Source organism: Bacillus sp. FSL M8-0063, assembly GCF_038005545.1.
Classification (GTDB): domain Bacteria; phylum Bacillota; class Bacilli; order Bacillales; family Bacillaceae_G; genus Bacillus_A; species Bacillus_A wiedmannii.
The window spans coordinates 3,803,275-3,816,487 of sequence record NZ_JBBOTJ010000001.1; the positions used below are offsets into that span (position 1 = coordinate 3,803,275).

Annotated in this window: 14 protein-coding genes and 1 tRNA gene; 6 read left to right on the forward strand and 9 right to left on the reverse strand. The window is 36.0% G+C overall.

The features are described 5' to 3' along the window. Positions 1–13: 13 nt before the first annotated feature. From MKX31_RS19360 to MKX31_RS19370, 3 genes are all read right to left on the reverse strand, one after another. Positions 14–1,291, reverse strand: a complete 1,278-nt coding sequence (locus MKX31_RS19360) for an MFS transporter (RefSeq protein ID WP_064474784.1) — start codon at positions 1,289–1,291, stop codon at positions 14–16. 116 nt (positions 1,292–1,407) lie between these two features. Next, the gene (gene sodA / locus MKX31_RS19365; protein ID WP_001052034.1) at positions 1,408–2,019 is read right to left on the reverse strand and encodes a superoxide dismutase [Mn]; all 612 of its coding nucleotides are present in this window, start codon (positions 2,017–2,019) and stop codon (positions 1,408–1,410) included. Between the two features lie 221 nt (positions 2,020–2,240). Continuing rightward, a tRNA-Ile gene (locus MKX31_RS19370) sits at positions 2,241–2,314 on the reverse strand. Positions 2,315–2,556: 242 nt separating this feature from the next. On the opposite strand from MKX31_RS19370, the gene MKX31_RS19375 reads away from it, so the two are divergent. The 3 genes from MKX31_RS19375 (at position 2,557) to ispG (ending at position 5,027) form a co-directional block, all read left to right on the forward strand. After that, on the forward strand, positions 2,557–3,315 hold the full coding sequence (locus MKX31_RS19375) for a DUF1189 domain-containing protein (protein WP_000021902.1): 759 nt from the start codon (positions 2,557–2,559) through the stop codon (positions 3,313–3,315). Positions 3,316–3,387: 72 nt separating this feature from the next. Next, positions 3,388–3,753: a hypothetical protein gene (locus MKX31_RS19380; RefSeq protein WP_064474783.1), complete on the forward strand. Its 366-nt coding sequence runs from the start codon at positions 3,388–3,390 to the stop codon at positions 3,751–3,753. 164 nt (positions 3,754–3,917) lie between these two features. Then, positions 3,918–5,027: a flavodoxin-dependent (E)-4-hydroxy-3-methylbut-2-enyl-diphosphate synthase gene (ispG, locus tag MKX31_RS19385; RefSeq protein ID WP_122950842.1), complete on the forward strand. Its 1,110-nt coding sequence runs from the start codon at positions 3,918–3,920 to the stop codon at positions 5,025–5,027. A 79-nt stretch (positions 5,028–5,106) separates the two neighbouring features. Here ispG and MKX31_RS19390 read toward each other — a convergent pair whose 3' ends face one another. The 4 genes from MKX31_RS19390 to MKX31_RS19405 form a co-directional block, all read right to left on the reverse strand. Next, on the reverse strand, positions 5,107–5,520 hold the full coding sequence (locus MKX31_RS19390; protein ID WP_001054512.1) for a Fur family transcriptional regulator: 414 nt from the start codon (positions 5,518–5,520) through the stop codon (positions 5,107–5,109). Positions 5,521–5,533: 13 nt separating this feature from the next. Beyond that, on the reverse strand, positions 5,534–6,367 hold the full coding sequence (locus tag MKX31_RS19395; protein ID WP_064474782.1) for a metal ABC transporter permease: 834 nt from the start codon (positions 6,365–6,367) through the stop codon (positions 5,534–5,536). Then, on the reverse strand, positions 6,367–7,137 hold the full coding sequence (locus MKX31_RS19400; protein ID WP_064474781.1) for a metal ABC transporter ATP-binding protein: 771 nt from the start codon (positions 7,135–7,137) through the stop codon (positions 6,367–6,369). The genes MKX31_RS19395 and MKX31_RS19400 overlap by 1 nt, the downstream gene beginning before the upstream one ends. Before the next feature lie 393 nt (positions 7,138–7,530). Beyond that, positions 7,531–8,409 (reverse strand): YitT family protein, encoded by an 879-nt coding sequence (locus MKX31_RS19405; protein WP_000435955.1) that lies wholly within the window; start codon positions 8,407–8,409, stop codon positions 7,531–7,533. Between the two features lie 149 nt (positions 8,410–8,558). Between MKX31_RS19405 and MKX31_RS19410 the strand changes: the two genes are divergently transcribed. Continuing rightward, complete coding sequence (locus tag MKX31_RS19410) at positions 8,559–8,813, forward strand: DUF2624 domain-containing protein (RefSeq protein ID WP_001048965.1); 255 nt, start codon at positions 8,559–8,561, stop codon at positions 8,811–8,813. 26 nt (positions 8,814–8,839) lie between these two features. Here MKX31_RS19410 and MKX31_RS19415 read toward each other — a convergent pair whose 3' ends face one another. Then, entirely contained in the window at positions 8,840–9,736 is an 897-nt protein-coding gene (locus MKX31_RS19415; RefSeq protein ID WP_064474780.1) for a deoxyribonuclease IV, read from the reverse strand. Positions 9,737–9,926: 190 nt separating this feature from the next. Then, a complete protein-coding gene (locus MKX31_RS19420; protein ID WP_000194012.1) occupies positions 9,927–11,237 on the reverse strand; it encodes a DEAD/DEAH box helicase in 1,311 nt (436 codons plus the stop codon). Positions 11,238–11,417: 180 nt separating this feature from the next. Here MKX31_RS19420 and vrrA point away from each other — a divergent pair, with 180 nt between their 5' ends. Continuing rightward, the gene (gene vrrA / locus MKX31_RS19425; protein ID WP_098102398.1) at positions 11,418–12,158 is read left to right on the forward strand and encodes a VrrA/YqfQ family protein; all 741 of its coding nucleotides are present in this window, start codon (positions 11,418–11,420) and stop codon (positions 12,156–12,158) included. An 89-nt stretch (positions 12,159–12,247) separates the two neighbouring features. After that, positions 12,248–13,198, forward strand: coding sequence for a 4-hydroxy-3-methylbut-2-enyl diphosphate reductase (locus tag MKX31_RS19430; RefSeq protein ID WP_000706674.1), 951 nt, complete (start codon positions 12,248–12,250; stop codon positions 13,196–13,198). The last annotated feature ends 15 nt before the right edge of the window (positions 13,199–13,213 follow it).

Here is a 13,213-nt window from a genome sequence, read left to right on the forward strand (position 1 = left end):
AACAACCGAGAAGTTAACCTTCTGGTTCTGTTTGATTCTGCGCAGTTGCTTGCGTTACAACACTTGTTTTACTTGCATTTCCCTCATCATATTTGACATTTTTAACTGCAAAATAAATAAGAAAATGTCCTGCACCTAAAATACATAATAAGTAAGGTAAACTTTTTTCGGGCGGAAAGAATAATACAGCACATAAAAAACTTAAAATCGAACAAATTCTTCCTGCATTTAACCATAATTCCCGGACAACTACATACTCTACACGCCACTCTCTCGCATTTTTCGCTCTGCCAATTACATCATATGTCATGGACCCGTACGGAACGAGCAAAATAGGGTATGCAACCGCAATACACGCTGCATAAATAAGTAATTTTGCGTATGTAACATTGAATATAACTAAAAATACGACAGCATATAAAATAATGCCTCCAAGCAAAATTGCTTTTTTCCGCCACTCTTTCTTTAACATACGAGTGACTAAGTAGTAACATACAAATGATACAGCAGAATTTACTAAGCTATATTTTCCTAAGGCGAGTTCGCTATCCGTCGCTAAATACACGTACACGGAAATCACAAAAATAAACGTTCCCTCTCTCAACCCTTGGAAAAAATGAGCACGTGTAATTCTTCCCCAATTTTTATCAATCTGCCGCTCTTTCAATACTTGTACAATTTCATACCGTCCTTCACATTCTCTCTTAGATACAAAAAAGCTTAAAATGACAGCAATTGCAAATAACAGTAACGAAAGAAAGAATATGACCGTATAACCACTCCATTTTTCCATACGTGAAATTGTGTATCCAGCTGCTATCGGTCCAATCATGCCAGAGAAGGATGTAAGAAGTCCAAGAAACCCATTAAAGAAATCTCTTGTTTCTGGTTCTGTAATCTCAAATGTTAATAAGTTAAACGCGAGCCAGTAAAAACCATATCCGACTCCTAAAAGAGCCCCCATTAATAAAATATAGTGAGAAGCGCTTTTTCCCGCTACTAAAACAACGATAAAAAAAATAGCTAACGTGCCTACGCCTATTCGTAACAAGATTGAGCGATCAATACGCTTCGCTAATTTCCCACCTATAAGAAATGTGAGAGGCTGTAATACAACGCTGGCCAAATTATACAAGCCAAGATTCACATAATTTTGTGTTTGTTTCCATAAATAAATGTTAACAAACGTATTCGATAAAGAAATTGCGAGCGTGTATAAACCTCCAATAAGGAGCAATAACACTAAATCCCGATTCACTTCAACGTCACCAATTACATGTTTCCACTTCATACACAACTCTCCTTTACTTCATGTTCTAGTCTTCCAAAGACAAGCCCAATTATGTAAAAGGAAAGCATAGAAAAAAGCTAGGAGCATTCTCCTAGCTTTTTCTATCGTTATTACAATTATTTTGCTTCTTGGTAACGTTTTTCAGCAGCGTTCCAATCTACAACGTTCCAGAATGCACCGATGTAGTCAGGACGACGGTTTTGGTAATTTAGGTAGTAAGCATGTTCCCAAACATCTAAACCTACAACTGGAGTTTTACCTTCAGTTAGAGGAGAATCTTGGTTTGGCGTGCTTGTTACTTCTAACTCACCATTGTTTACTACTAACCAAGCCCAACCAGAACCGAAACGAGTTGCGCCAGCTTTTGCGAATTCTTCTTTGAATGCATCGAAGCTACCGAATTTCGCTTCAATTGCAGTTGCAAGTTCGCCTACTGGTTGTCCGCCGCCGTTTGGAGATAAGATTGTCCAGAAGAATGTATGGTTAGCATGTCCGCCACCATTGTTACGTACTGCTGTACGGATTGCTTCTGGTACTTCGTTTAAGTTTGCAACTAATTCTTCTACGCTTTTGTCAGCTAATTCTGCATGACCTTCTAAAGCAGCGTTTAAGTTTGTAATGTACGTGTTATGATGTTTTGTATGATGGATGTTCATTGTTTCTTTGTCAAAGTGAGGCTCTAAAGCATCATACGCATAAGGTAAATTTGGTAATTCGTGTTTTGCCATTGTTATATTCCTCCCAGTTTATGTATTGCCACTTAAGTGACATACAACTTCATTCTACCCTAATTGCCATAGGGTGCAAACAAATAAATCACATTGTCTTGCTATCATTAACGTAGCAAAAATCCCACTTCTTTTCAATTAAAATGCTCATATATTCCGTAAAAAAAGCTCCCTTCTACAAGGAAGCTTCCCACTGACATAATAAACATGTGAAATGGATATGGACCCTGTAGGACTCGAACCTACGACCGGACGGTTATGAGCCGTCTGCTCTAACCAGCTGAGCTAAGGGTCCACAATTATGTATGTAACAACATATCAAATAAAGGAATTCCTATCAGATATATCCTTTAAGAAATGTAAGATAAATTTACCATATGGCAAAGAAAAGTGTCAATTGTATTTTTCTCATATAAAAGAAGAAAATTAATAAAAAGAAATTTAGTTATCTCCACTATATGTAAATATAATATATCTTGAGATTCTCTAGATTCCTACGTTACAATGATTTTATACATACACAAAGGAAGTGAATCTATGTCCATATTTACCCAATTAGCCAAAAGCGTGTATTCGCCTAAAGATATGGCGTTATTCCGTTTTCAAAAAATCGGAAAAACCATTTTGTATATTATGCTACTTTGTCTAATCACTACTATTCCAAGAACATTCTTTTACGGTAGCTTTATTCAAGATAGTGTTACCATGGTAAATCAAGCAATTGAAAAAGATTTACCTGATTTTAAAATCGAAAACGGTGAACTAAAAGCAGATATTGAACAACCTATTCTAAAGGAAGAGGGAGATGCTCTTTTCGTATTCGATCCCAATACAACAGATATAGAAACATATCAAAACAAAACTGGTTTATTTATTTTAAAAGATAAAGTAGTTTCTATAGGAAATGGTCAGACACAAACATACTCCTATAATGATTTATTAGGGACATCTCTTGAGAAGAAAGATTTGCAAGATTTCATTTCTGTATTCGATAGTATTTATCCAATTTTACTAGCTGTTATCGGCGTGTTAGTATACCTATTCCAATTGTTTATTACTTTCTTAGGAATTACTTTACTTGCGTTTATAGGTTCTGCTATGAGCGGTCAACGTAAATTATCTTATAAGCAAGTATGGACGTTAACTGCATACAGCTACACAATTCCAACAATCTTCTTTATGATTATGGATCTATTCAAAATTGTTGTACCTGGTTCAACATTCATTTATATCGCAGTTGTTTTAATTGTTCTTTACTTAACGATTAAAGAAGTTCCAAAACCGAAAGAAAAATAAGAACGAAAAAAATGCCTAAATAGGCATTTTTTTTTTGGACAAGCATATATTCCTAGCAAAGGAGTGAAGAATATGAAGAGATTAGGTATATTCTTATTCGTGCTTGTTCTTGGTTATATATTTTATTACGATATAAAAATCGGCACTTTACCGATGTTAAGTTCATATAAAAAAACAAATGCGGCCCAAACGATAAAACAAGAAAGTACAGATACAAAACAAAATAAAGAGAACAAGGCAGAAAAAGAAACAGATGTAACTTATAAAACAATTGAAGTCAAAACAGGTGAGACAGTTCTTTCTATTACCGAACAAATTAATAAGAAAAAAATCCCTTCCATCGAAAAGGTAATTGATGACTTTAAACAACTAAACAAAAGTACGTCTGCTACAAAAATACAAATTGGAAAGTCTTATAAATTCCCGTTATATCAATGAGCAATCACTTAATCCTTGTCAATTGCATAAAGGCGCTGATACAATAGTAAAAGTGAAACCGAGCACTTCGGTTTCTATAGCCCTGTATCACGTATACTTTCATTGATATGAGGGACTAAATAAGAAACTTCTTTTATAAGGAGAGCGATCTATTCGTGAATGAAATGACTCATCGTACAAAAACACGTCCAGTTAAAGTCGGTAATTTAACAATTGGCGGTAATAATGAATTAATTATACAAAGTATGACAACAACAAAAACACATGATGTTGAAGCAACAGTTGCTGAAATTAAACGTTTAGAAGAAGCTGGCTGTCAAGTCGTCCGTGTTGCTGTTCCAGACGAACGTGCAGCAAATGCTATTGCTGATATTAAAAAACAAATCAACATTCCACTTGTTGCTGATATTCATTTTGATTATCGCCTTGCTTTAAAAGCAATTGAAGGTGGCATTGATAAAGTACGTATCAATCCAGGTAACATTGGTCGTCGCCATAAAGTAGAAGCTGTTGTAAATGCAGCAAAAGAACGCGGTATTCCAATCCGTATCGGTGTAAACGCAGGTTCATTAGAACGTCACATTTTAGAAAAGTACGGATACCCAACTGCAGATGGTATGGTCGAGAGCGCCCTACATCACATTAAAATTTTAGAGGACTTAGATTTCCACGATATTATCGTATCTATGAAAGCCTCTGATGTTAACTTAGCAATTGAAGCATACGAAAAAGCTGCTCGTGCTTTTGATTACCCATTACATTTAGGTATTACAGAATCCGGAACATTATTTGCCGGAACTGTAAAAAGTGCCGCTGGTCTTGGCGCAATCTTAAATAAAGGCATCGGAAATACACTACGTATTTCATTAAGTGCTGACCCAGTTGAAGAAGTAAAAGTTGCGCGTGAACTATTAAAGTCATTCGGTCTTGCATCTAATGCAGCAACACTTATTTCTTGTCCAACTTGTGGTCGTATTGAAATTGATTTAATTAGCATCGCTAACGAAGTGGAAGAATACATCTCTACACTAAAAGTACCAATTAAAGTTGCAGTACTTGGTTGCGCTGTAAACGGTCCTGGTGAAGCTCGTGAAGCTGATATCGGTATTGCCGGTGCACGTGGAGAAGGATTATTATTCCGTAAAGGGCAAGTTGTTCGTAAAGTACCAGAAGAAATAATGGTAGAAGAACTGAAAAAAGAAATCGATGTAATTGCTGCTGAAATGGCTGCTGAACGAGAAAAAGAAAAAGAAAAAGAAACACAAGAACAATAAAAAGAAGGTTGCCACAATATTTGTGGGCAACCTTCTTTTTTACGTAAAAAAGCTCGTCAGTTATGTAACCGACGAGTTCTTATTTTGCACATTTTGGACAACGGCCATATATTTCAAACTTATGCCCGGTTACTTCATAACCGTTAAAATCTTTATTCATAAAATCCATCGGGCAGGAAGTAATCTCTTTCGTCCCCCCGCAATCTAAACAAATAAAATGATGATGATGTTCCATAATAGAACATGTAAAACGAAAATGTTTTTCACCATTTAATTCCGTTTGTTCTAAAACACCAATTTCAGCAAACACCGTTAAGTTACGATAAATCGTATCAAAGCTAAGACCTGGATAATCATCCTTCATATGCTCTAAAACGTCTTTCGCCGTTAAATAACGATTGTGAGCCGCAAATAACCTGAGCATTTCTTCCCTTTTCCCAGTATGTTTGTATCCTTTATCTTTCATTAGGCGTAAAGCTTCTGTTAGATTCATATCTATCCCTACTTTATGCAGTTTTTTTCTTTTTCCATAAAATCGCACCAATTAAAATAAGAACTGCTATCATAACAATTGTACCACCTGGTGCTAGATCAAGTTGATATGAAGCAAACATTCCACCAATTACTGCAATTTCACCAAATAAAATGGAAAAGAAAATTGTTTGTTTAAATCCATTCGCAATACGAATACTTGCTGCAACTGGTAACGTCATTAATGATGATACAAGAAGAACCCCTACTACACGCATTGATACTGCAATAACAAGAGCAACCAATATAATGAAAATAAAGTGAATCCACTTTGCACTCAAACCGGTTGATACAGCATATTCCTCATCAAACGATAGTAAAAATAACTCTTTGTATAATAAAGTGATCGTTATAATAACAACAATTGCTACAATGCCGATGATTATTAAATCCGTACTTGTTACAGCACTTACACTCCCAAATAAATAACTAAATAAATCAGTGTTAAATCCATTTGCAAGTGATATAAAAATAACCCCAATCCCCATTCCTGCTGAAAGAATAATCGGAATTGCTAATTCTTGATAATGTTTATATACAGTACGTAATTTTTCAATTAGTAACGCCCCACCAATAGAAAAAATCATTCCCATATATAACGGATTTAAAAATCCTCCTGTGAAAATTGTTTTTTCTAGTAGTAAACTTGCAGCAATACCCGATAATGTCACGTGACTTAAAGCATCCGCAATAAGCGACATTCGGCGAATGACAACAAATACACCGATAAGCGGCGCAACAAGTCCTATTAAAACCCCTGCATATAAAGAGTTACGTAAAAAGTCATATTGTAAAAAATCTTGTATCATTATATCCTCCCGTGATGCTCATGCTCGTGTTCTAAGCGATGAACATGATGTCCATATAAGACGGACATTTCTGCATCTTCTAACTCTCGGAACTTCTCTACATTTCCATGGAAATGTAGATGTTGGTTTAAGCATGCCACATGTGTTACCTTCTCTGTAACAGCTCCCATATCATGAGTAACGAGAATTAATGTGATTCCTAACCTTTTGTTTAAATCCTCTAATGTCTCATAAAAACTTTCTACATTCTTCACATCTATTCCAACAGTGGGCTCGTCCAAAATAAGTAATTCAGGATCACTAACGAGCGCACGAGCAATAAATACACGCTGTTGTTGTCCACCAGAAAGTTCTCCGATATTGCGCCCTTGAAACGCACTCATCCCTACATCAGCAATCGCTTTTTCCACCTTTTCCTTATCGTTTTTCGTGAAAAAGCGAAACAGCCCTTTTTTCGAAACGAGTCCCATTGATACAACTTCAAAAACAGTGGCCGGAAAACCAGAATTAAAGCTATTTGCCTTTTGCGACACATAACCAACTTTGTTCCATTCTTTAAACTTCTTACTATCAACACCAAACAAACGAATACTTCCCTGTTTTGGCTTTAAAACGCCTAATAAACATTTTAGCAAAGTTGATTTCCCAGAACCATTTGGCCCAACTAAACCTAAAAAAGCTCCCTTCGGAACTTGCAAATTAATATCTTCTAACACATTTCGATCTTCATATCGAAATGACAATCCTTCTATTTCTAATATATTATTCATAGCATCTCACCTATTTTAATTCAGAATGATTCCGATTTATATCTATTTGAATTATAGTACAGCTTATTATAGTTGTAAACCAATCTGCCTAAAATATATCAATTTTTTCAAGAAACCTTACTATTATAACAAAAAGCAGAGAAAAATTCTCTGCTTTCGAAAAGTATTCCTATAAAGTGAAACTTTAATCAGTGGGGGTTTTCTTCATCCCCCACTGATTATTAGTTGAACCAATCGGACTTTTATGGGCAGTTGATCCCCCACCTAACTTCTTTGCTTTCGCTGAATTTTGAGGTGGGGGTCTTACTGCCCATTAAAGCGGGATAAAATGAAACCTTAATCAGATGAGGCCATCCCCTAACGATTGGCGAGGGCTTTTTCTGGATAATTTTTCTAGTGGATAGCTGATTTAAACTTGCCACCATTTGTCTCTTGTGTATTCATAATCGTAACAAACGCATTCGCATCAATTTCATACACAATTGATTTTAACTTCGTCACTTCCAGACGCGTTACAACTGCATAAATAACTTCTTTTTCTTTATCCGTGTAACCGCCTTTCGCTACAAGCTTTGTAGTTCCACGACCAAGACGATGCAAAATCGCATTTGATACTTCCTCATATTGATCTGATACAATTAAAACTGCTTTCGTTTCATCTAAACCTTGAATAACTGTATCAATTGTTTTGAATGCGATATAGTACGTCATAACAGAATACATAGCTTGTTCAACACCAAATACAAATGCTGCCCATGCAAAAATGAATAAGTTCACAAACATTACAAATTCGCCAACAGAGAAAGGTAATTTCTTCGTTAATAAAATACCCATGATTTCTGTTCCGTCCATTGATCCACCATGGCGAATAACGAGCCCTACACCAATCCCTAAAATAAGACCACCAAACACTGTTGCTAAAATTGGCTCTGTTGTAAATGGCGGAACAGCATGTAACGTTGATTCAATAAACGCTAAAGCTACAATACCGAACGCCGAAGATAGCATAAACGTTTTTCCGATTTGCTTATAACCTGAATACATAAATGGGATATTGAGAATAACGACTAAAGTAGAGAAACTTAACCACCAAATATTAGGAGTAAGATAATCTAATATAAGAGAAATACCAATAATTCCACCATCAATAATTTTATTTGGCATTAAAAATAGTTCAATCGCTACCGCTGCGCATGCTGCCCCAAAAATAATCATAACTAAACGATAAATAAGATGGATAACACTTTCTTTTCGATGTTGCTTTTGTTCCATAAGTCCTCCTTATACTCTTTTTCTATAGTTTCGTCCTTATATTATAACATACGCTTCTTTTTCTCATGAAAAAAGAAACTCTACGCGAATATGTACAAGCTACGTACTCATATATTTCGATAGAAGAACGTGTGAAGGAGGATAACTCAATGAACCTCATTAAACAACTTGTAAATAAAAAATTAAATCATATTTCTACAAAAGAGTTATTGAAATATAGTAAAGAGTATGAAGTTTCTATTACGACTGCACAAGCGGATCAAATTGTTTTACTTATGAAAGGTAAGAATATTAACATTTACGATAATGACGAACGGCTAGAGCTCTTAAAACAAATAGCAAAAGTAACCTCCCCTGCTACTGCCCAACAAGTAAATACTTTATTTCAGCAACTACTAAAATAAGGAGGGGAAAATCCCCTCCTTATTTCTTATTGCGCTTTAATTTTCTCAAGAATTCCTTCATCAAAAGTACCATTTTTCAGCATTTCGATTTCTAATTTATATGGCGGCTTCTTATCTTTTTTATCTTCACCTACATATGGCGTTTCAAGAATTTTTGGTACGTGCATTAACTGCGGATGATGTACAATATGATGTAACGCTTTATAACCGATATGACCGAAGCCGATATTTTCATGACGGTCCTTTCCTGCGCCGCATACATTTTTACTATCATTAATATGAAGTACTTGCAAACGATCCATACCAACAATCTTATCAAATTCGTTTAATACGCCGTCAAAATTATTTACAATATCATATCCTGCATCGTGCGTATGACACGTATCAAAGCATACTGATAATTTTTCATTATATTTTACACCATCAATAATCTTTGCAATTTCTTCAAAGCTACGACCGCATTCTGTTCCTTTTCCTGCCATCGTTTCTAACGCAATGTTAACCGTCTGCTCTGACGTTAATACTTCATTAAGCCCTTTAATAATTTGTTGAATACCAGCATCCGCTCCTGCACCAACGTGCGCACCTGGGTGAAGAACGATTTGTTTCGCTACACCTAATGCCGATGTTCTTTCAATTTCCATGCGAAGGAAGTCTACACCTAATTGGAATGTTTCTGGCTTCGTCGTATTCCCAAGATTAATAATATATGGTGCATGTACGATAATTTCCTCAATACCGTTTAGTTCCATATGTTTTCTTCCTGCTTCTATGTTCAATTCTTCAATTGGTTTTCTTCGTGTATTTTGCGGTGCACCTGTATAAATCATAAACGTCGTTGCACCGTATGAAACAGCCTCTTCACTTGCTGCTAATAACATTTTCTTACCACTCATAGAAACATGAGATCCAATCTTTAACATACAATCACCTCTTCAATATACAATAGATATAATGATAGCATAATTTGTAGAAATATGTAGCGAATTGTTTGTTCCTAAAACACTACGCAAATTGTAACTAGCTACACCGAAACTTTAATCAGTGTTTTTCCATTCCCCACCGATTATTATCCCGCAAATAGCCGGATAAAAAAAGATAAGGGGGCTCCCCTTATCTTTTTTTATTGCTATATTTTTTCTTGACTTTGTCACGTTCTGTTGCAAGTTTACGTTTATAGTTTGGTTTTACTTTTTTCGGCTTTTTAATAACTTTCGTTGCCATAACGTCAAGTTCATCATTTGGTTTTTTACGGCTCTTACGACGACGACGTTCACCTAAATCCGCCCACTCATCTCCGCGTAACTCTACATGCTTGAACTCAATATGACGTTGTTTTTCTAAACTATCTAACGCTTCTTCATTTGCTGGATCATAAATCGTCACTGCAATACCTGAATGCCCCGCACGTGCTGTTCTTCCAACGCGGTGAACGAAGAAATCTAAATCTGATGGAAGTTCGTAGTTAATAACATGACTAATTCCTTCAATATCAATACCACGTGCTGCTAAATCAGTTGCAACAATATATTGGAATTCAAGATCACGAATTTGTTTCATCATTTTTTTACGATCACGCGGTGATAAATCTCCGTGAATTCGTCCAACTTTTAAGCCACGTTCCATTAATCCGTCAGCAACCTGATCCGCCATCTTCTTCGTATTCGTGAAAACAACTGCTAAATACGGTTTAAATTGTAGCAACATTTTGTTCACTAAATCGATTTTGTTACGATGTTTAGAAGGTACTAAATAATGCTCAATATTCCCAGCCGCAACTTGTTTTGGATTGATATGAATATGCTCTGGATTCTCCATATATTTCTTCAGAAACGGTTTTAGTTTTTGAGGAATTGTTGCAGAGAAAACTAGCATTTGCAAGTTTCTAGGCATGCGTGATGCAATTTTGTCTACATCATGAATGAATCCCATATCAAGCATTAAGTCTGCTTCATCGACAATAATAGTATTTGCTTTATGAACAAATAATGCTTGCGCTTCTACTAAATCTTTAATACGTCCTGGTGTTCCAACTACAATATGAGGTTGTTTTTTCAACTTTTCAATTGATCGTTGTTTATCAGTTCCACCAATTAAACAACGTGCTGTAATCATTTGATCTTCCGCACAAAACTTTGTTAATTTCACGATTTCTTCGTAAATTTGTTGTGCTAACTCACGAGTAGGCGCTGTAATAACAAGTTGTACTTCTTCACGACTTGCATTAATTCTGTTCAATGTAGGAAGTAAGTATGCATGTGTTTTCCCAGAACCTGTTTGGGATTGTCCAATTACACTTACACCTTTTTTCACGACCGGGAAAATTTTCTTTTGAATTCCTGTCGGTTCTGTAAAGCGTAGTTCACGAACTGCATCTATTAAAAATGGTTTAAAATCATACTGTGTAAAAGTTTGTTGTGTCATAAGTTACACCTTCTTTCTAAATTTCTACTGCGCGCACAAATCAGTCAAGTCTACATTATATCGAAATCTACAAGTAAAATCCATCTTTAGTTTAGGTTTTTCCTTCAAAAACTAACCTTCTTCCCTCTTATTGCATATTGTATGTGTATATACCTAACTGAAGAAAGGAGGATTTCTCACATGTTTCCAAAATCCCCCACAAGGCAAATGTATCCGAATCAAGGACAACAACCTTATACACCATATCCAATTCCACAGCTACCACCGATGGCACAAAAAAAGAAAGGGTTCCTTGCTAAACTCTTTAAAAAACACGATCCAACCGAGCCTTTCATGCAAATGGTTCCACCTTATCGACAAATGGAAGGACCGCCGCCAATGATGCACCAGCAACCACCGCCCCAATATCAACAACAATACCAATACCAATACCAACAACAATACCCGCAGCAATACTCACAACAATATCAACCATACATGCAGCAACATCCAGAGCAAATGATCCCCCCTCAAATGTATGAATCAAATGAAACGCGCGGCGGTGCAGCAACTACAGCAGCATCAAGTAGCGGCATCGGCAGTTTTTTTGCAAATTTAATTTCGAATCCAACTAATATGATAAACAATATTGAAAAAGTATCCCAAGTCGTTCAATCTGTAAGCCCTGTCGTCGAACAGTACGGTCCTATTATGCGTAACCTACCAAGCATTGTTAAAATCCTCACCTCTGGAAAAAGTACGGAAGAAGATCCAACTGAAAATCCAACTGAAGACATAACAGAAAAGGTTGAGGTAGCAACTCCGCCTCCTCCACAAAAAAAAAGAAAAAGAAAAAAAATAGTGATTGAGCCTGTCATAGAAAAGGAATTACGAGAGGAGCCTGTTCAAAAAATAGCAACAAAACCAAAACTATATGTGTAACAATCCTTTGTTTTCTATCCACTCCTCCTTTATAATGTAAAAGACTATGCACAAAAGTATCTCTTGTTTAGAAGGAGAGGATTACTCATATGAAAATTGTTAAAATTTCCCCTCGTGGTTATTGCTACGGTGTTGTGGACGCGATGGTTATTGCACGTAACGCCGCATTAGATACATCATTACCAAGACCTATTTATATTTTAGGTATGATTGTTCACAACAAACATGTAACAGATGCATTCGAAGAAGATGGCATCATTACATTAGACGGTCCAAGTCGATTAGAAATTTTAGATAAAATCGAATCTGGTACTGTTATTTTCACTGCACACGGCGTTTCTCCAGAAGTTAAACAACGTGCAAAAGAAAAAGGTTTAACGACAATCGATGCCACTTGTCCAGATGTTACAAAAACACATGACCTTATTGAAGCAAAGAAAGCTGAAGGTTACCATGTCATTTATATCGGCAAAAAAAATCATCCAGAACCAGAAGGCGCAGTTGGTATTGCACCTGACATCGTTCACCTTATCGAAAGAGCTGATGATTTAAAAACATTAGAAATTCCAACAGATAAAATTTTAGTTACAAATCAAACAACGATGAGCCAATGGGATGTTCAACATTTAATGGAGGACATTCAGAAGAAATTCCCAACAGCAGAATTCCATAAGGAAATTTGTTTAGCAACTCAAGTTCGCCAAGAAGCTGTCGCTAAACAAGCTGATGTTGCAGACTTAACAATTGTTGTCGGTGATCCGAAAAGTAACAACTCAAACCGTTTAGCACAAGTATCACAAGAAATCGCTGGTACGAAAGCATACCGCGTTGCAGACGTAAGTGAGATTAAATTAGAGTGGCTACAAGGTGTAGAAAACGTAGCTGTTACAGCAGGTGCTTCTACTCCAACTCCAATTACAAAAGAAGTTATCGCTTTCTTAGATCAATATGATCCAATGAATCCCGCTACATGGGAGAGAGTTCGAAAAGTACCATTACAAAAAATATTACCTCGTGTAAAAGTGAAAAAAGAACAATAATAAAAACCGTTGCCT

Bases quoted from the DNA above. Each gene is read 5' to 3' on its own strand.
- MKX31_RS19380 (WP_064474783.1), top strand. From the start codon at position 3,388: ATGAAGAGATTAGGTATATTCTTATTCGTGCTTGTTCTTGGTTATATA.
- MKX31_RS19430 (WP_000706674.1), top strand. From the start codon at position 12,248: ATGAAAATTGTTAAAATTTCCCCTCGTGGTTATTGCTACGGTGTTGTG.
- MKX31_RS19360 (WP_064474784.1), bottom strand. From the start codon at position 1,291: ATGAAGTGGAAACATGTAATTGGTGACGTTGAAGTGAATCGGGATTTA.
- MKX31_RS19395 (WP_064474782.1), bottom strand. From the start codon at position 6,367: ATGATACAAGATTTTTTACAATATGACTTTTTACGTAACTCTTTATAT.
- vrrA (WP_098102398.1), top strand. From the start codon at position 11,418: ATGTTTCCAAAATCCCCCACAAGGCAAATGTATCCGAATCAAGGACAA.
- sodA (WP_001052034.1), bottom strand. From the start codon at position 2,019: ATGGCAAAACACGAATTACCAAATTTACCTTATGCGTATGATGCTTTA.
- MKX31_RS19415 (WP_064474780.1), bottom strand. From the start codon at position 9,736: ATGTTAAAGATTGGATCTCATGTTTCTATGAGTGGTAAGAAAATGTTA.
- MKX31_RS19400 (WP_064474781.1), bottom strand. From the start codon at position 7,137: ATGAATAATATATTAGAAATAGAAGGATTGTCATTTCGATATGAAGAT.
- MKX31_RS19410 (WP_001048965.1), top strand. From the start codon at position 8,559: ATGAACCTCATTAAACAACTTGTAAATAAAAAATTAAATCATATTTCT.
- MKX31_RS19420 (WP_000194012.1), bottom strand. From the start codon at position 11,237: ATGACACAACAAACTTTTACACAGTATGATTTTAAACCATTTTTAATA.
- MKX31_RS19405 (WP_000435955.1), bottom strand. From the start codon at position 8,409: ATGGAACAAAAGCAACATCGAAAAGAAAGTGTTATCCATCTTATTTAT.
- MKX31_RS19375 (WP_000021902.1), top strand. From the start codon at position 2,557: ATGTCCATATTTACCCAATTAGCCAAAAGCGTGTATTCGCCTAAAGAT.
- MKX31_RS19390 (WP_001054512.1), bottom strand. From the start codon at position 5,520: ATGAATCTAACAGAAGCTTTACGCCTAATGAAAGATAAAGGATACAAA.
- ispG (WP_122950842.1), top strand. From the start codon at position 3,918: ATGACTCATCGTACAAAAACACGTCCAGTTAAAGTCGGTAATTTAACA.